This window comes from Neorhizobium populisoli, from assembly GCF_019430945.1.
Lineage (GTDB): Bacteria > Pseudomonadota > Alphaproteobacteria > Rhizobiales > Rhizobiaceae > Neorhizobium > Neorhizobium populisoli.
Map to the genome: position 1 here is coordinate 71,553 of NZ_JAHYCB010000012.1, position 17,774 is coordinate 89,326.

16 protein-coding genes are annotated in these 17,774 nt (G+C 60.9%); 8 read left to right on the plus strand and 8 right to left on the minus strand.

Translation table 11 applies throughout. The features are described from left to right. Window position 1 precedes the first annotated feature (1 nt). From KX729_RS26595 to KX729_RS26625, 7 genes are all read right to left on the minus strand, one after another. Window positions 2-802, minus strand: coding sequence for an ABC transporter ATP-binding protein (locus KX729_RS26595; RefSeq protein ID WP_219745515.1), 801 nt, complete (start codon window positions 800-802; stop codon window positions 2-4). Continuing rightward, complete coding sequence (locus KX729_RS26600) at window positions 795-1,802, minus strand: FecCD family ABC transporter permease (RefSeq protein WP_219745516.1); 1,008 nt, start codon at window positions 1,800-1,802, stop codon at window positions 795-797. The genes KX729_RS26595 and KX729_RS26600 overlap by 8 nt, the downstream gene beginning before the upstream one ends. Continuing rightward, a complete protein-coding gene (locus tag KX729_RS26605) occupies window positions 1,799-2,815 on the minus strand; it encodes a FecCD family ABC transporter permease (RefSeq protein ID WP_312992097.1) in 1,017 nt (338 codons plus the stop codon). Before KX729_RS26605 ends, KX729_RS26600 begins: the two co-directional genes overlap by 4 nt. Before the next feature lie 3 nt (window positions 2,816-2,818). Then, window positions 2,819-3,739 carry an ABC transporter substrate-binding protein gene (locus KX729_RS26610; protein ID WP_219745517.1) on the minus strand — a complete coding sequence of 307 codons (921 nt, stop codon included), beginning with the start codon at window positions 3,737-3,739 and terminating at the stop codon, window positions 2,819-2,821. Window positions 3,740-3,806: 67 nt separating this feature from the next. Then, entirely contained in the window at window positions 3,807-5,954 is a 2,148-nt protein-coding gene (locus tag KX729_RS26615) for a TonB-dependent receptor family protein (protein ID WP_219745518.1), read from the minus strand. 283 nt (window positions 5,955-6,237) lie between these two features. Further along, on the minus strand, window positions 6,238-7,116 hold the full coding sequence (locus KX729_RS26620; protein WP_219745519.1) for a MurR/RpiR family transcriptional regulator: 879 nt from the start codon (window positions 7,114-7,116) through the stop codon (window positions 6,238-6,240). A 71-nt stretch (window positions 7,117-7,187) separates the two neighbouring features. Then, window positions 7,188-8,093: a LysR family transcriptional regulator gene (locus tag KX729_RS26625; protein ID WP_219745520.1), complete on the minus strand. Its 906-nt coding sequence runs from the start codon at window positions 8,091-8,093 to the stop codon at window positions 7,188-7,190. 114 nt (window positions 8,094-8,207) lie between these two features. Here KX729_RS26625 and KX729_RS26630 point away from each other — a divergent pair, with 114 nt between their 5' ends. Beyond that, on the plus strand, window positions 8,208-8,948 hold the full coding sequence (locus KX729_RS26630) for an SDR family oxidoreductase (protein WP_219745521.1): 741 nt from the start codon (window positions 8,208-8,210) through the stop codon (window positions 8,946-8,948). 54 nt (window positions 8,949-9,002) lie between these two features. Beyond that, on the plus strand, window positions 9,003-9,905 hold the full coding sequence (locus tag KX729_RS26635; protein WP_219745522.1) for an SDR family oxidoreductase: 903 nt from the start codon (window positions 9,003-9,005) through the stop codon (window positions 9,903-9,905). A 90-nt stretch (window positions 9,906-9,995) separates the two neighbouring features. Here KX729_RS26635 and KX729_RS26640 read toward each other — a convergent pair whose 3' ends face one another. After that, window positions 9,996-10,610, minus strand: coding sequence for a GntR family transcriptional regulator (locus KX729_RS26640; RefSeq protein WP_219745523.1), 615 nt, complete (start codon window positions 10,608-10,610; stop codon window positions 9,996-9,998). 103 nt (window positions 10,611-10,713) lie between these two features. Here KX729_RS26640 and KX729_RS26645 point away from each other — a divergent pair, with 103 nt between their 5' ends. Genes KX729_RS26645 through KX729_RS26670 form a run of 6 tightly spaced genes read left to right on the plus strand, consistent with a single transcriptional unit; the run spans window position 10,714 to window position 17,722 of the window. Next, window positions 10,714-11,565: an alpha/beta hydrolase gene (locus tag KX729_RS26645; protein ID WP_219745524.1), complete on the plus strand. Its 852-nt coding sequence runs from the start codon at window positions 10,714-10,716 to the stop codon at window positions 11,563-11,565. A gap of 55 nt (window positions 11,566-11,620) precedes the next feature. Next, window positions 11,621-13,165 carry an ABC transporter substrate-binding protein gene (locus KX729_RS26650; RefSeq protein ID WP_219745525.1) on the plus strand — a complete coding sequence of 515 codons (1,545 nt, stop codon included), beginning with the start codon at window positions 11,621-11,623 and terminating at the stop codon, window positions 13,163-13,165. A gap of 40 nt (window positions 13,166-13,205) precedes the next feature. Further along, window positions 13,206-14,150, plus strand: a complete 945-nt coding sequence (locus tag KX729_RS26655; protein ID WP_219745526.1) for an ABC transporter permease — start codon at window positions 13,206-13,208, stop codon at window positions 14,148-14,150. After that, a complete protein-coding gene (locus tag KX729_RS26660; protein ID WP_219745527.1) occupies window positions 14,147-14,968 on the plus strand; it encodes an ABC transporter permease in 822 nt (273 codons plus the stop codon). The genes KX729_RS26655 and KX729_RS26660 overlap by 4 nt, the downstream gene beginning before the upstream one ends. After that, window positions 14,968-16,656 carry an ABC transporter ATP-binding protein gene (locus KX729_RS26665; RefSeq protein WP_219745528.1) on the plus strand — a complete coding sequence of 563 codons (1,689 nt, stop codon included), beginning with the start codon at window positions 14,968-14,970 and terminating at the stop codon, window positions 16,654-16,656. Before KX729_RS26660 ends, KX729_RS26665 begins: the two co-directional genes overlap by 1 nt. 40 nt (window positions 16,657-16,696) lie before the next feature. Continuing rightward, window positions 16,697-17,722, plus strand: coding sequence for an amidohydrolase family protein (locus tag KX729_RS26670; protein WP_219745529.1), 1,026 nt, complete (start codon window positions 16,697-16,699; stop codon window positions 17,720-17,722). The last annotated feature ends 52 nt before the right edge of the window (window positions 17,723-17,774 follow it).

Consider the following 17,774-nt stretch of genomic DNA (forward strand, 5'->3'; position numbering starts at 1 on the left):
CTCAGAAATCGATAGACAGCGGCAGGCAAAGCGGCGTGCCATCTGCGGGATGTGGAATGACCATCGCATCGACGTCGAAAACCGTCCTGATGAGATCAGGCGTCAGCAGATCCACCGGCCGGCCGGCCGCATGAATGCCGCCATTGGCGACCGCCACGATATGGTCGGCATATTGCGCCGCGTGGTTCAGGTCGTGAACCACCATGACGATGGTCCGACCCTGCGTGCGGTTCAGATCCCGCAACAGGTTTAGCACTTCGAGCTGGTGAGCGATGTCCAGATAGGTGGTCGGTTCGTCGAGCAGCAAGATCGGCGTTTCCTGGGCAAGCGCCATGGCGATCCAGGCGCGCTGACGCTGGCCGCCGGAAAGCCGGTCGAGTGGCCGCTCCGTCAAGTCGGACAAGCCCGTCGCGGCAAGCGCCTGCTCAACGATTTCCTCGTCATGACGGGTGGTGCGCGTCAGCATTCCCTTGTGTGGATGGCGGCCGAAGCGGCAGAGCTGCCGCACCGTCAGCCCGTCCGGCGAGACGGGGCTCTGCGGCAAAAGTGCCAGCGTCCGCGCGATGTCGCGGCTTGGCAAGCCGGCGATCGCCCTGCCGTCGAGCAGAACAGTTCCATCGATCGGCTGCAGAATGCGGCCGAGCGTCTTCAAAAGCGTCGACTTGCCGCTGCCATTGGCGCCGATCATCGCGGTGATCTTGCCGTCCGGAATGGCGATATCGACATGTTCGAGGATTTTCGTCGTCGCGTAACCGAGCGAGAGGTCTTTCGAGGAAAGACGGGAATGGCTGGCTTCAGTCATGGCGGCCGGCCTCCTTGATGAGCAAGAAGATGAGGTAGGGGCCGCCGATGACGGCCGCGACGATGCCCGCCGGGATTTCGTTCGGCAGGGCGATAACGCGACCGATCAGATCTGCGGCGGACAGCGTCAGCGCGCCGATCAAGGCGCTGACCGGCAGGAGATGACGGGCGCGGGCTCCGACCAGAAGACGCGCGGCATGCGGCGCGAGCAGGCCAAGAAAGCCCATGCTGCCGACGCTTGCCACGGCCCCTGCCGTCAAAAGCACCGAGACGGTGATAAGGCCGCCGCGGAGCCGGCCTGGTAAAATCCCGAGGCTGATCAGTGTCTCATCGCCGAACCCGCCGGCATCGAGTCTCAAGCCGGCAATGAAGACTAGCGGCAGGCAGAGGACGAGCCAAAGTGACAGCGCCATGACCTTGGCACCTGTACTGCCGTAAACGCTGCCGGCGAGCCAGATCATCGACTGGTCGGCTCGGGTCGGGAAGAGAACCATAACATATTGCATCAGCGCCTGTCCGAAGAGGCCGATCGCCACGCCGACGAGCGCGAGCGCTGCGATGCCGCCGCCGAAGCTGCGCCCGATTGTCAGCAGCATCATCGCGCCAACCACCGCGCCGGCGACGACACCTGCGGGGATCGACCAGATCGCCAAGGCAGGCGGGCTGACAAGGCCGGCAAGGAATGCGCCGAGGCCGGCGCATTTGGTGATGCCGACCACGTCCGGCGAGGCAAGCGGATTGCGCAAGGCGCCTTGCAGGAAAACGCCGGCCATGCCGAAGGAGGCACCGGCGAGAATGGAGATGACGACGCGCGGTGCGCGATATTGCGTGACGATGAAGGCGCTCTTGCCGCCGGCCAGCCCATCGACGACCTGGCTCACCGACAACGTCACCGCACCGATCGTCATGCCGAGAACGGCGATCGCAAGGATCACTGCAAGCGCAATCATCCCGGCGCTGAAGGCGCGGAGATCGGCGCGGTTCGTGACGCTGGCGCTCATCTTACCCTCTGCCTCCAGAGAATCATCAGGAAAGCCGGCGCACCGATCAGTGCCGTGACAATCCCGACCGGGGTTTCTGCCGGAAAGGCCGTCATGCGCCCGATAAGGTCGGCCGAGTTCAGGAGCAGCGGGCCGCAGATGGCGCTGAGAATAATAACCGCCATGTGATCCCCGCCCACAAGCCGCCGCACGATATGCGGCACCAGCAGGCCGATGAAGCCGATCGGACCGCTGACGGCGACAGCGGAACCGGCAAGGATGACGATGATGATTGCGGCCAATCCGCCGACGCGTTTCGCATTCTGGCCGAGGGACAGGCCGGTGGTTTCGTCCAGCGCCAGAATGTCGAAATGACGGCCGGCGATCAGCGCCGCTGCGGCACCTGTCAGCGTAAAGGGCAGAATGATCCAGACCTTGGACCATTGGGCACCATTGATCGAGCCGGCCAGCCAGTAGACGATATCCTGTGCCGTATTGTTGGCGATCAGGATCGCCTGCACGAGGGCGGCCAGCACCAGCTGGATCGAAATGCCGGCAAGCGCCAGTTTCATGTCGTTCATCGTGCCGGATGCGGCGAGCGCCCACATGGCAAATCCGATGGTAGCGGCACCCGCAAAGGCCGGCCAGACCATGCCCGCACCGCGGATTTCCGGCCAGAAGATCAGGCAGACGACGATGACCAGCGACGCGCCGGCATTGATGCCGAAGGTCTGGGGGGAAGCAAGCGGATTGCGCGTCAGCGTCTGGATCAGTACGCCGGCAATGGCGAGATTGGTGCCGACGGCGATGGCGAGCATAGCGCGGGGCAGGCGGACATCCCAGACCAGTGCGCTGTCCGCCGAGCCATCCGGAGAAAAGAGCAGGTTCAAGGCGCGCGAGACCGGCAGGTTGGAAACGCCGAACGTAATGCCCGCAACGATCGCGATCGCCAGAAGAACGAGAAAAACGGCCCCGACCGCGATGGGATTTACAGGGCCGTTCCGTGTCTCAGATTTTGCGATACTCGCGGCCACGGCTCACTCGACCTTATAGACCTTGGCGAGGATTTCCCTGACGATCAGCTCCGCTGTCTTCAGGCCGCGGAAGCGCGAGAACTGGTTTCGGTCCACCTCGAAGACCATACCGTTCTTGACGGCGGAAATATTCTGCCAGGCGGCATTGCCCTTCCACTGTTCGAAGACCGTGCCAGGGCTGTCGGTTGCGACAAGAAATACATCCGGATTGACCGCTACCAGCCGCTCGAGACCCGCGCCGCTCTCGACGGCATCCTTGGAATCGATTGCCGGCGTCAGACCCATGGCCTTGAAGACCGAGCCGGTGAAGGACGAGGACGAATGCAGGGCCATGGAGTCCGGATTGGCGACGGCCAGCATGAAACGTCGCTTCTCGCCGGCCGGGATCTTGCCGATCAGTGCCTTGATCCGAGCCTCGTGCTCGGCGATAACCTTCTCGCCCTTCGCCTTGTCACCCAATGCATCGGCAATGGTTACGACTGAAGCCTTGATCGTCTCGTAATCGCCTTCCCAGCTGTTCAGCACGATGGTCGGGGCAAGCTGGCTGAGCTGCGGGTAGATCGCCGAATGGCGCAGATCGTCGGCGATGATCAGATCTGGCGACAGTGTGCTCACCAGTTCCAGATTGGGTTCGAGCCGGGTGCCGACGGAGGAATAATCGATCTTCTTTCCGACCAGTTGTTCGATGCGTTTCGGCTGGTTGTCGTCGGTAATGCCGACCGGCACGACGCCGAGAGCGTCCAGCGCCTGCACGAAGGAAAATTCCATCGCGACGACGCGCGCCGGCTTCCCAGAAATCTCCGTCTTGCCGCGCAAGTGGGTGATCGTTCGGGTTTCCTGAGCCTGCACAAATGGTGGGGCGGCAACAACAGTTGCTGCCAGTGTCAGGATAAATGCAGAAAGAACATTTCGTCGCGTCGTCATCTTGAACCGTTTCCATCCGTTGTCATGCGGACCGGCAAAGCCGGCCCGCAATTTCGTTGATATGGCCTTAAAAGGCAACCGAAGCGTTGAGGAAGAATGTCCGCGGCTGACCGGCAAACTTGCCGCCGTTGTTGTCCGTCGAGCGGGTGAAATATTCGTTGTCGAACAGGTTTTTCACACCGAACACAAACTTCGGAGCGTTCTTCTGGTCTTCCGTCTGATATGCAACGCGGAGGTTGACGATGCCATATCCCGGAATGTCGCCGAGGCGACCCGTTGCATCCTCGTCGCGCACATAGGTGCCGCTGTCCGGATTGCCGGGTGAATGCTGGCCGGATTGCGCGAAGACGTCGGCGTTCACGATCCAGTCCTCGTAACAGTAGCTCGCACCGATCGAACCGACATGGCGGGAATAGAACGGCAGGTCCTGTCCCTTGAACCCGCCGGCTTCATAGGTCGCCTCGGTATAGGTATAGGTCGCATAAATCGACAGGCCTTCAAGCCATGGCGCGATGCCTCCCATGTCGTATTGTGTGGCGGCTTCTATGCCCTGGTGCTTGGTCGCGCCAAGGTTCGTCCAGATGCCTTCGCCGACGATGGTTCTGCCGAGGTAGAGTTCCTCGTCGAAATCGATGTAGAAGGCGGTCAGTTCGGCGCTGAAACCGTCACCCTGGTAATGGGTTCCGATCTCGTAGGTCGTCGCCTTTTCCGGGTGCAAGCCATCCGTCGTCGATGCGAGGTGGCTGTATTGCTGCGGGCCGAACGAGACGCCGACATTGCCGAAGACGCTCCATGCATCGTTGACCTGATAGGCGACCGAAAGCGTCGGCAAAAGTTCGCGCGCTTCGACTTCCGGATTGGAAACGTCGGTCACCACACCGCCGGTCAGGTTGGTGATGTCGTTATGGGTGCTGATCAATTCGTAGCGGGCGCCTGGCGTGACTGTCCAGTTGCCGATCTTGATCTTATCGTCGATGTAGAAGGCGTGAGCGGTCGTGCCGCCGTCGCTCGTCTGATAGGTGCCCATCGGCAGGCCACGGGGATCGACGCCGGTTGCCCGGTCGTAAAATGCCGTGCGTGCCGCGACTTCGGAGCTTTCCTCCCAGAGGAAACGGTACCCGACCGTCAGCTCGTGATCCGTATCGCCGAGTTCGAAAAGGCGCGAATAACGTGGCTCGATACCGAAATATTCGTATTCGCGCGGCGCCGACGTCAGGCGATAGAGCCCGGCATTGGCGCCTGTTCCCTGTTGTTCGACATGGCTGCCGCGGAACGAGTTCACGTAATAGGCCAGAACCTCGAAATTGTTCTCGCCGTCATTGTGCTGATAGCGCAGCGAGATGTCGTTGCGGCGGCCACTGAAGTCGTCCCACCGGCGGGTGGACTGATACGGCTCGTCGGCATATTCGGCGCTGGTCAGGCCGCCCGGCATTTTACCTTCGCCGCTATAATGATGGTACTGGATGCCGAGCGTATCCGTGTCGGAAATCTCGTATTTGCCTTTCAGGATCAGGTCGTCGATATCCGTGCGGTCGTTGCTGTCGCGAAAGCCTTCGCCGTGGATGCCGGAATAGAGAAGGGCGGCACCCAGGCCGTCGTCGTTTGTACCCCCGACAAAGAAGGTTGGCGTTGCTTTCACATGGCCGTTGTTGCCGGCGATTTCCGTGCCGGAGCCAAACCGCACCGTCGGATCGTCGGGAATGGGATGCGTCACGAAGTTGATGATGCCGCCGACATTCTGCGGTCCGTACCGAACGGAGCCCGCACCGCGGACGACGTCTACGGTATCGACATTGCCGAGCGTCAGGGGAAACAGCGACAGCTGTGGCTGGCCATACGGCGCGTAGGAGAGGGGGATGCCATCCATCAGAACCGTCGAACGCGGCGAAAGCCGCGAGGCTAGGCCACGGACGCCGAGGTTCAGCGACACGTCGCTGCCGCCGGTACCGTTGCTCTCCTGCACCTGAACGCCGGGAATCTGGTTGAGCGCATCGCGGATGTCCTGCACGCCGCGTTCTTCGAACGCCTTCCGCTCGATGATGGTGCGGGCACCGGCATGATTGAAGATTTTTTCCTCATTCGGCTGATCGAGCCAGTTGCCCGTAAGGACGATCGGCGTCAGCGTGGTGTCTGCGTCCTGCGCAAAGCCATGGGCCGGGATCAGCGCGACGGCAGCTAGTAGAGGGGCTTTTAGAGCCTTGTTTCGGTTGGACATTGATATCCCCCTGATATCGATTGAAGGCATAGGAAATCTGCTCCGTGCGACGGCGCCGCGCGGATTGTTCGCAAAATGGTGAAAGGTTAAGTCGGTGACGGGACCGGGCCGCGGGCGATCATGCCGGCGGCGGGGCGTTAAAAGCCCCGGAAAATATGGAAGCGATTCATGGCGACCTGCAGTGCTGTGACAATCCGAAAATGCGTTTGTCGTGCTGACTACAGTATTGTAGTGGGAATTTCAACAAACATAACTGACAAAGTCATGTTTGTTGTGGAATGCCTCAATCGCCGCGTTCGACGCCGACCCGGAGCGCGGTAAGCTTCTTTTTGGCCGCGAGCGCCTGTTCCTGATTTCTCACCGCCACGCCATAGGCTAGGATATCAGCAAGCACGATGGCGCTGAGATTCCAGCTGGCGAGCTTGGAGCGCACTCCGAGACAGGTCAGGACGGCGGACGCGCGGTCGCGATAGATCTCCCTGAGCTGGATGCCGGAAACCAGGATGAGCTTGCATCCGGTCGCAGAGATCTGCTCGATGGCGAGCTTCAGTTCGGGCACTTCCCGCGAAGCATGAAACATCACGATGACGTCGTTCTCACGCAGATCTATGAGTTCATTGGCCAGCGCGAAGCTGGATGCGCCTGAAAAGCGCGTCCTGACCCCGACCCTGCTCAGAGATGTCGCGCAATGCCTTGCCGGGATCTCCGAGGTGCCCATGCCGAGACACCATACCGTATCGGCCTTTTCGATCATCTCGACCGATGAATGGACGGCCGCTTCATCCAGCTCGTCCTTTGTGGAGGACAGAACTTCGCAAGCCTCGGTAAACATCTGACCGGCCACTTTCGACAGATCGTCGCCCGTGGCGCGAAAACGATGCTCCAGCCGGTCCGCTGCTGGAACCGTCTTGGCCATCACGCGGCTCGAAAGGCGCTTCAGTTCGGGCAGGCCGCTAAAGCCCAACCGTTTGGCGGTGCGGATCACCGTCGCGTCGCTCGTTCCGGTTTCGCCGGCAATTTCCTCGGCACTTCGGAAGATGAGGATATCGATGGGCATGGCGACGAGGTGTTCGGCAACGGCCAGTTCCGACCTGCTCAGGGCGGACCGATGGCGGTCGAAATGCTCCTTGAGCACCTGGGATGTTCGCTCGCTGGTTTCCATCGATGCTTGGGACCTCTCCGTGAAACAATTGCCCTTATCCCATCGAAGGGGTGAGGGAAACACTCTTCGGGTCAATGCACCAGGCCAGCGCCCTCTCTATACTGCTGCGTCATCCATTCGAGAAAAACCCGCAGGCGGGGCGAGAGCTGCCTTGTGTGGGAGTAGAGCGCATGCACCGGAATTGCCGGCGGCGGCATATCGCGCAGGATTTCCACCAAAGAACCGTTGGCAATCTCGGCCTCGATTCTATAGCGCGGCACCTGGATGATGCCGAGCCCGGCGCAGGCAGAGGCGACATTGGTTTCAGCACCGGTCACGGTAATGACGGCCGGCAGTATGATCTCCCGGATCTTTCCGTCGACATGAAAGGCGAGGGGTGCGATGGAGGGCATGTCCGGCGCCAGAAGGCCGACCATGCGGTGGCCGTCCTCAAGGTCGTCCGGCGTTTTCGGCACGCCGAATTTTGACAGGTAGTCCGGGCTGGCAAACGTTCCGCGGGCAAGTTCCGCGAGCTTGCGCTGGATGAGGTTCGAATCCGACAGCGCGCCGACGCGCACGATGCAGTCATAACCTTCCCGCACCAGATCGATCGGCTGGTGGGTCTCGCTGATATGCAGCTGGATATCGGGATAGTGCTCGAGAAAGGCAGGCAGGCCTGGCAGCAGGAAATAACGCGCCTGCGTGCCGTGCAGATCGACCCGCAGCAGCCCGGATGGTTTGACACCACTGAAGCCGGCCTCCACATCTTCCAGATCGGCGATAAGCCGGATGCAGCGCTGATAGTAGGCTTCTCCATCGAGCGTCGGGCGAACCACGCGTGTCGTTCGTTCGAGCAGACGCACGCCGAGCCGCTGCTCCAGAAGTTTCACCGCGTCGGTTACCGTCGAGCGCGGAATGCCGAGGTCTTCCGCTGCCAGCGAGAAGCTGCGCCGTTCCGCAACGCGGGTAAAGATTCGCATGGCATCGAACCGATCCATTGTTCGCTATCTCCGGATTATAATGGCGGATCATGCCTGATTATCTGGAGATCGCGAAGGTTCATCTTGTTCTCGTCAGGAAGCGCTGCGGCGCACCAATCAAGGAGAACGACAATGGCAGACACTGAAAACAAGGTAGCGATCATTACCGGCGCTTCGCGGGGCATTGGTGCCGCAATCGCCGAACGCCTTGCCAAGGAAGGGTTCACGGTCGTCGTGAATTATGCCGGCAATGCCAAGGCTGCCGAAGAACTGGTCGACCGCATCGAAGCCTCGGGCGGCAAGGCACTGGCTGCCCAGGCCGATGTCAGCGATGCAGCCGCGGTGGCCCGCCTTTTCGACCGCACCGAAGCGGCGCTTGGCGGCGTCGACGTATTGGTCAACAACGCCGGCATCATGAAGCTTGCAACGATTGCCGAGGGCGATGAGGCATTCGTCGACGGCCAGATCGCCATCAACCTCAAGGGCAGCATCAATACGATGCGCGAAGCCTCCCGGCGGATGCGTGCCGGCGGCCGCATCATCAACCTCTCCTCCAGCGTCGTCGGGCTCTATCATCCGAACTACGCCGTCTATGCGGCGACCAAGGCCGGTGTCGAAGCCATAACCCATGTGCTGTCGAAGGAACTGCGTGGCCGCAATATCACCGTCAACGCCGTCGCACCGGGGCCGACCGCAACCTCGCTCTTCCTCGACGGCAAGTCGCAGGCCGCCATCGACAATCTCGCCAAGCTCGCTCCGCTGGAACGCCTTGGCCAGCCGGAAGACATCGCCAATGCGATCGCCTTCTTGGCCGGACCGGATGGCGCCTGGATTAACGGCCAGGTGCTGCGCGCCAATGGCGGGATCATCTGATCCCGCACATCCTTTAACTCTCCCAAGCCAATCAGATCATTGAAGGATTTTGTCATGAGCAAGAAGATCATCCTCGTCACCGGTTCCTCCAGCGGTTTCGGTCGCCTCACCTCCGAAGCGCTCGCCCGTGCCGGCCACATCGTCTACGCCTCCATGCGTGACATCGCCGGAAGAAATGCCGGCAACGTTCAGCAGATGAACGAGATTTCCGGCAGGGAAGGCGTCGATCTCCGTCCGATCGAACTGGATGTCCAGTCCGAGCCCTCCGTCAATTTCGCCGTCGAAAAGATCATCGCCGAAAGCGGTCGGATAGATGTCGTCGTGCACAATGCCGGGCACATGATGTTCGGCCCGGCGGAGTCCTTCACGCCGGAACAGTTTGCCCAGCAATACGACGTCAACGTGCTCGGAACTCAGCGGGTAAACCGCGCGGTGCTGCCCCATATGCGCCGTGAGCGTGAAGGTCTTCTGGTCTGGGTTTCCAGCTCAAGTTCGGCCGGCGGTACGCCGCCTTATCTCTCGCCGTACTTCGCCGCCAAGGCGGCCATGGATTCGCTTGCCGTGCAATATGCCCGCGAACTGAGCCAGTGGGGTATCGAGACAACGATCGTGGTGCCGGGCGCTTTCACCAAGGGAACCAATCATTTCGCCCATTCAGGTCGCCCGGCCGATGAGGCCCGCGCGGCGGAATACGAGGCCGGCCCCTACGCCGGCTACGGTGAAAAGATCCAGGAGGCTTTCGGCAAGATCGTGCCGGATGATGCGGACCCGGCGCCGGTGGCCGACATGATCGTCGATGTGGTCGATGCCCCGTTCGGCAAACGTCCATTCCGGCTGCATTATGATCCGACGGAAGACGGCGCCAATATCGGTTTCGCCGTACTGGATCGCCTGCGCGCCGAAATGCTGCATCGCGTTGGTTTCGGCGATCTGCTGAAGCCTGTAAAAAAAGCTTGAATTATCAACTCGGCGAGGGCCTGCGCCCTCGTCGCTGACCCGTGAACGACCGAAGCCCGCGCCATCATCGATGCGCGGGCGAAACTATGGTCAGTGGCGGCGGCGGATATGATCTTCGATGACTTTGGACAAGCCGGCGGCATCGCGCTCGCGGATACAGTGGACCATCTGGCGGTGGTCTTCGTCGCTGCGGTGCAGCGTGTCCGGTGTCCGCCAGATCGTGAACGGCGCCGAACGGCCGCGATCGCGGATCGACCAGATCGTCTCGACCAGCACCGGGTTGGCCGTCAGGGCATGCATGGCCTCGTGGAATTCACGGTTGGTCGTGCTTTGGTCGAGGTGAGTGCCGGATTTGGCGGCAACCGAGAAGGCTTCCGCCAGTTCGGCAAGACGGACGACGTCTTCATCCGTAGCATTGGCGACGATCTGCGGAACAGCGCCGCATTCAAGGATCACCCGAACCTCGCGCAGATGGGCGAGCATTTCCGGGTCCAGCGCTGGAACCTTGTATCCGCGGTTGCGAACATGCTGGATTTCCTTGCGGACGACCAGCGCTTCGAGTGCCGCGCGCACGTCGAAACGTGTCGCGGCAAACCGCTCTTCGAGGTCAACCTGCCTTAGCCATTCGCCCGACCGATATTCTCCCAGTTGTATCGCCTGGGCGATTTCGTCGGCGAGCGGTCTCTTGTCTTCCTTGCGCTTCATCGGCCTCACATCCTTCCGGCGTGCTGTCTCGCATTTTGCCTATTGCGGCAAGCGATAATTTATGCGTAATAATTGGCGCCAATTTTATTGCGGAGATGAAGCCATGGATCAAGTGCCAACTCGCGCACCGGGAAAAACAGCCTTTCATGTGTATGACCTCAACAAGACGCCCATCCGTTCGCTGGCTTCGGATCCGCGGTTTGCCTATTGCCTTTATGTGCCGCCGAGCGTCGCAAAAGGCGGCCCGCAGCCGGAACTTCTGGTGGTCCAGCACGGCACCGGCCGTAACTTCACCGGATACCGCGACGATTTCGCCACCTTTGCCCGGTGGCATAATGTCATGATCCTGGCACCGCTCTATCCGATCGGCCCGCTGGGCGACGGCAATCGCGACGGTTTCAAGTACATGGTCGAAGGCGATATCCGTTACGATCATGTCCTTCTGGCGATGGTCGACGAGATCGCGCAGCGATATGACTGCGATTTCTCGAAGTTTGCGATCTTCGGCTATTCCGGCGGCGCGCATTTCGCCCACCGCTTCCTGATGCTTCACCCGGAGCGGTTGTTCGCCTGCACCATCGGCGCCCCGGGCTCCGTCACGCTGCTCGATCCAACACGTGACTGGTGGGTCGGTACGCGCAATTTCGCGCAGCTTTTCGGTCGTGAACTCGACATCGAGGCGATGAGAAAGGTGAAGGTCCAGATGTTGGTCGGCAAGGCCGACCTTGAGACCTGGGAGATTACCCACAAGGAGGGCTCCCGATTCTGGATGCCGGACGCAAACCATGCCGGCAAGGTGCGGCCGGAGCGGCTGGAAAGCCTGCGTCAGTCCTTCGAGAAGGAAGGCATCGACGTTCGTTTCGACGTCATACCCAACATGGCGCATGACGGGACGCGCGCAGTGCGCTCCGTCGAAGAATTCCTTCACGACGTGCTCGCAGAACGGCGCGGGTGAAAACCGTCAACACGGATGAAGACAATGAAAATAAATAAAACAGAGGGTAACGACAATGTTTACAAGAGCTTCGCTGCTCGCGCTTGGCATACTCGCAGTCACCTCACCCGCATTCGGACAAACGCTACGGGTCGCCCTTAACCAGGATCTTCGCAGTTCCGAGCCGGGAGTAAATCGAGACGGAAATACCGATGTCGTGATGACCAATGTCGTGGAGGGCCTGGTCAGCTACGACAAAGGTGGCGCCGTCGGTCCGCTGCTTGCACAGTCCTATGAGGTCTCGGCAGATGGCAAGACCTACACTTTCAAGCTTCGCAAGGGCGTGAAGTTCCACAACGGCAATCCGCTGACCTCAGCCGCTGTGGTCTGGAATTTCGACCGTTACATGAACCCGAAGACGAACTGGTATTGCCTGAACGACTTCAACGGCACTAATGGCACGAAGGTCGTTTCCTATTCGGCACCGGATCCGGACACATTCGTCCTGCAGATCGAGAAGCCGGATGCCCTGTTTCTCGACAGCATGGCGCGGACCGATTGCGGCGGCCTGGCCATCATGGACAAGGCGTCCCTGAAGGCGGATGGAAGCTGGGACAAGCCGATCGGTACCGGCCCGTTCACGTTCGGAGAATGGAAGCAGGGCCAGTCGGTCCAGTTCGATGCCTATAAGGGATATGTCTCGGCTCCGGGCAAGGAGCGCGACGGCTTCATCGGCAAGAAGGATCCGCTGGTCGATCATGTGATCTTCATGGCGATCCCCGATGGCGCAACCGTCAAGGCCGGCCTGGAATCGGGCGAGATCGATATGGCCATCGTGCCGGAAAGCGACGTCAAGGAGCTTCGCGCCAACAAGGATCTTGCGGTCGAAGTCGGCACGACACCAGTGCGGAACTCGTTCATCCTGCAGACCCGCGATCCGGTGCTGAAGGACGTTCGCATCCGCCAGGCGTTGGCGATCTCGCTCGATTACAAGCAGATCGTCGAGGCTGTCACGGATGGTCTCGGCAGGGTCAACAATTCCCCGGTATTCGACACTTCCGGCTATTTCGGCGACGTTGAAAAGAAGGGCTTCGAATATAATCCGGAAAAGGCGCGGCAGCTCCTGAAGGAGGCGGGCTACAAGGGCCAGCAGATTACCGTTCACGCCAACAAGCGGTCCACGGTGCCGAGCTTCCCGATGACCGTCATCGCACAGCAGATGTGGCAGGCTGTCGGGCTCAACGTGAATATCGAGGTGCTCGACTGGCCGACGCAGCTCAGCAAATATGGTGTCGGCGGCTATATGATGCAGTCCACCTCCTATTCGCCGCGCTTCGATGTCGCGTCGGGCTTCGAGCAGATTTCCGGCGACAAGGACAAGCAGCCACGGAAGGTCTGGGACAATCCGGAGGCTCTGGCCCTGATCGACAAAGCCATGGAAACGCTGGATCCCAAGGTTCGCCAGCCGATCTTCGACAAGCTGCATGCGATGATCCTCAACGACGTGCCGATCATCCTGACGCATAATCGCGTCAGCTGCATGGCGCATAGCGCCAAGGTGCAGGGCGTCGAGCCGACCTCATTCAGCTATGGCGTGTGGGGCATAACCAAAAAAGACTGACACGCCGCCTGACATCGTCACCTTACATAGGAGGCTACGAATGCTAAGGTTTATCCTGGCTCGAATAGTCATGGCGCTACCGACATTGCTGATTGTCATAGCGTCCGTCTTTCTCTTGATCCGCATGGTGCCCGGCGATCCCGCCGCACTCATGCTCGGCGACAATGCCGATCCGGCCAGCATTGCGATGCTGCATGCCAAGCTCGGCCTCGACCAGTCGCTCCCGAAGCAGTTTGCAATCTGGTTCGGCAACCTGCTGACCGGCGATCTGGGAAGCTCGATCGCGACGGGACAGGATGTCCTTTCGCTGGTCTGGGCAAGGTTCACGGTCTCGGCGCAGGTCGTCGTCGCAGCCGTATTGCTGGCCTGCCTGGTCGCGGTGCCAGCTGGCGTCATCGCCGCGTGGCGGCAGAACGGCAAGCTGGATATCAGCGCCGTGTCGATCGCCACGCTTTTGATGTCCGTTCCGACCTTCTGGCTCGGTCTGCTTCTGCTGCTGTTCCTCGGGCTGAAGCTGCGCTGGTTGCCGGTCGTGGGCTATGTCAGCATCGCCGAAGACCCGTGGCGGGGTACGCTCTACCTGATCATGCCGATCCTCACGCTTTTCCTGCATGAAATGGGCGTCATTCTGCGCATGGCGCGCGCTTCGACGCTGGAAGTAATGCGGCTCGACTATATCACCCACGCCCGGGCGAAGGGTCTGACCGAAAGTGCCGTGCTATGGCGCCACGCCTTCAAGAACTCCTTCGGCCCGACCTGGACCCTGATCGGTCTCGTGCTCGGCAATCTGCTCGGCGGTATCGCCGTAGTCGAGACGGTCTTCACCATCCCCGGCGTCGGCCGCCTGTTGGTCGATTCCATTTTCGGCCGGGATTATCCCGTCATCCAGGGCTGCATGCTGATGGTGGCGCTCGTCTACGTGGTCGTGAACCTCATCGTCGACCTTTGTTACCCACTCTTCGATCCGAGGGTGACCATCGAATGAAACGTTTTGTAGCAGCCAATGCTGCCATCGGCAGCGTCATTATCGGGTTTCTGGTTCTCGTCGCCGTCACCGGCGCGGTCTGGACCCCTTATGATCCTCTCGGCATCAGCTTCCGCGACAAGCTGGCCGCACCCAATGCCCGTCATTGGCTTGGCACGGATGAGTTCGGCCGCGACGTCGCATCCCGGCTCATGGCGGGGGCGGCATCCAGCGTCTGGATATCCATCACGACGGTCACCATCGCCGTGTCGATCGGTGTCGTCATCGGCGTGACTTCGGGTTATTCCCGCGGCTGGTTCGACCGTATCGTCATGTCGTTCAACGACGCACTACTAGCCTTTCCCGGTATTCTTCTGGCGCTCGGTCTGCTGGCGGTGCTCGGGGCCAACAAATACGGCATCATCGTCGCGCTCGGCATCGCCTATTCGCCGTCGGTGGCGCGTATCGTGCGCGGAACGGTTCTCTCTATCCGCGAGCGGGAATTCATCGCGGCATCGCGGGTCATCGGAAATTCCGAAGCCTATACGATGATGCGGCACGTGCTGCCAAACTGCCTTGCCGCGCTCACGGTGCTGACGACGTCGATGTTCGGTTGGGTCCTGCTGGCTGAAAGCTCGCTGAGCTTTCTTGGCCTCGGCGTGCCGCCACCGGCGCCGACCTGGGGCAACATGCTTGCCTCGGCCAGGCCCTATATCGGGCAGGCAATCTGGCTCGCGGTTCTGCCCGGCCTCTGCATCTCGATGACGCTTCTCGGCATCAATCTTCTCGGCGACGCGTTGCGCGACCGTCTTGATCCCCGCATGCGCGACAGGACCTGATGATGGAAAAGAACCTTCTTACTGTAGATAACCTGTCGGTACAGGTCACCGGCATCGGTCTCGACGTGGTCAAGAATGTCGGGTTCAACGTTCAGTCTGGCGAGATCGTTGGCATCGTCGGCGAATCCGGATCCGGCAAGACATTGGCCGCCCGCGCTGCGATGGGTCTGCTGCCGCAGGGCATCGGCGTCACCGGAGGCTCGATCAAGTTCGACGGAGAAGAGATCATCGGCATCGCTCCGCGCCGCCTCAGGCAATTGCGCGGCAGCCGCATCGGCATGGTTTTCCAGGAGCCGATGACGTCTCTCAACCCGTCCATGCTGCTCGGTCACCAGCTGGACGAGGGGCTTGCGCTGCATCGTCGCCTGCCGGAGGCGAAGCGGCGCGAGATGATCCTCGACATGTTGCAGCGGGTCGGGATGGATCAGCCGGAGCGGGCGCTCGGTGCCTATCCGCACGAGTTTTCCGGCGGCATGCGCCAGCGCATCATGCTGGCATCCGTCATGCTGCTGCGCCCGGCACTCCTCATCGCCGACGAGCCGACCACTGCGCTTGATGCCGTCGTGCAACGGGATGTGCTCGAACTGATGGTCGGGCTGACCAGGGAGCAGGGCACAGCGGTCTTGCTGATCAGCCACGATCTCGGCATGGTAGCGCGTTATTGCGACCGGATCATCGTCATGTGCCGCGGCGAGATCGTCGAACAGGGCAAGAGCGACGAGCTGCTAGCCCGGCCGAAACACCCCTATACCCGCAAACTGCTGGGCGCCATGCCGGCCCGCGGCGTGGAGCGCAGCTTCCCGAAGGACGAGCAGCCGATCGTATCGATCCGCAATCTGGTGGTGGAATATCCCGGCCGCCAGAAATTGCTTCGCCGTGATCCGCCGCACCGGGCGCTGCACGGGATCAATCTCGACATTGCACCAAAACAGGTGGTTGCCGTCGTCGGCAGTTCCGGATCGGGCAAAACGACGTTGGGGCAGGTGGTCGCCGGTCTCGTCAAGGCGACTGACGGCGAGGTGCGTTTCGAAGGCGCGCCGATAAGTCAGGACCAGAAGACCTATTGGGACTACCGGATGAACTGCCAGATGATCTTCCAGGATCCCTATTCGTCCCTCGATCCGCGCCAGACCATCGGGCAAATCGTTGGCGAACCGCTACGGCATGTCCCGAACATGACGCCGGCTGCAGTGAGAGAGCGGATCGCGGAAGTGTTGGAAGAGGTGAAACTCGGCGCAGATTATGCCAACCGTTTCCCGCATCAGCTTTCGGGCGGGCAGCGCCAGCGTGTCGCCATTGCCCGCGCCGTGGTCCGCAGGCCGCGTTTCGTCATCGCGGATGAAGCGGTGTCTGCGCTGGATGTCACGGTCCGGGCCCAGATCCTCGATCTCTTCACCGAGCTGCAGAACCGCCACGGCTTCTCCTGCCTGTTCATCAGCCACGATCTCGGCGTGGTCGAGCAGGTCGCAGACCGGGTCATCGTCATGGACAAGGGCCGGATCGTCGAGGAGGGCGATCGTTCGACCGTCTTCGATGCGCCTCAGCACCCGTTCACGCGCAAGCTCCTGTCCGCGGTTCCGGCCCTTCAACCGGCGCCCGGCGGTGGCGTGCGGCTTCTCTGGCGGCTCGATGCGGAGGAGGGCAGCGCGCCTGCCGGTGCGCAATCGCAAGCGGTCCACCCTGCCTGACCTTGCCCTCTTCAACCGCAACGCTTCGACGGGAGGCTGCATGATACCTTTCGACATAAGCCGCAACTTCGTTCGAAGCCTTGCAGAATGTGATGCATGGCAGGATGTGCCGCCGGAGCCGGTGATCGAGCCCGACCTGCCGATCATCGATCCGCATCAGCATTTCTGGCGCAAGCCGGACAATGATTTTCTTCCTGCCGATTATGCGGCCGAGGCAGATGCGTCCGGACACAAGATCGTCGGTACCGTGTTCATCGAATGCGGCTCCAATCATTTCAACGATGGGCCAGTTCCTTTTCGGCCCGTTGGAGAAACGATTGCCGCGGTAGCGGATACTGAAGGTAAGGCAGGTCTGGCGGCGGGCATTATTGTGCGCGCCGACCTGACGCTCGGTGCGGATGTCGGTCCAGTCCTGGATGCTCATCTGCAGGCTGGAGCCGGACGAATGCGCGGTATTCGTCATTCGCTGCGTTGGGACGGATCCGGGATCGGCATGTCCGGCCGATCGGGACCAAGGCATCTGGCCATGGATCCACAATTCCGTGCCGGTTTTGCGGAACTCGGCAAACGCGACCTGATCTTCGAAGCCTGGACGTTTCATCCTCAGCTTGCCGAACTTGCGGATCTCGCAGCGGCATTTCCCGAAACATCGATCATCGTCAATCATCTCGGCATGCCTCTGGGGATCGGCCCCTATGCCGGCCGTCGGGATGAGGTGTTTTCGGAGTGGCGCAACGGTATGGCCGCACTGGCGCATTGCCCCAACGTGTGGATGAAGCTCGGCGGCCTCGGCATGCTCTATTGGGGCTGGGATCATTATGCGGCGCCGCGGCCGCCGGACAGTGCCACCCTTGCGATGGAGTGGCGGCCTTATATCGAAACCGCGATCGAGCTTTTCGGTCCGGAGAGATGTTTTTTCGAAAGCAACTGGCCGGTCGACAAGCAGACCTGCGGTTTTCGGACCCTTTGGAACACTTTCAAACGGGTGACGACGAGCTTTTCGGCTGACGAAAAACGCGCGCTTTATTTCGAGAGCGCGAGGAGCGCTTACCGCCTGAAATTGTGATCACAGGTGAGGGGCAAAAGACCGATTTTTCCTCTTGTCGGGTCGTCATATT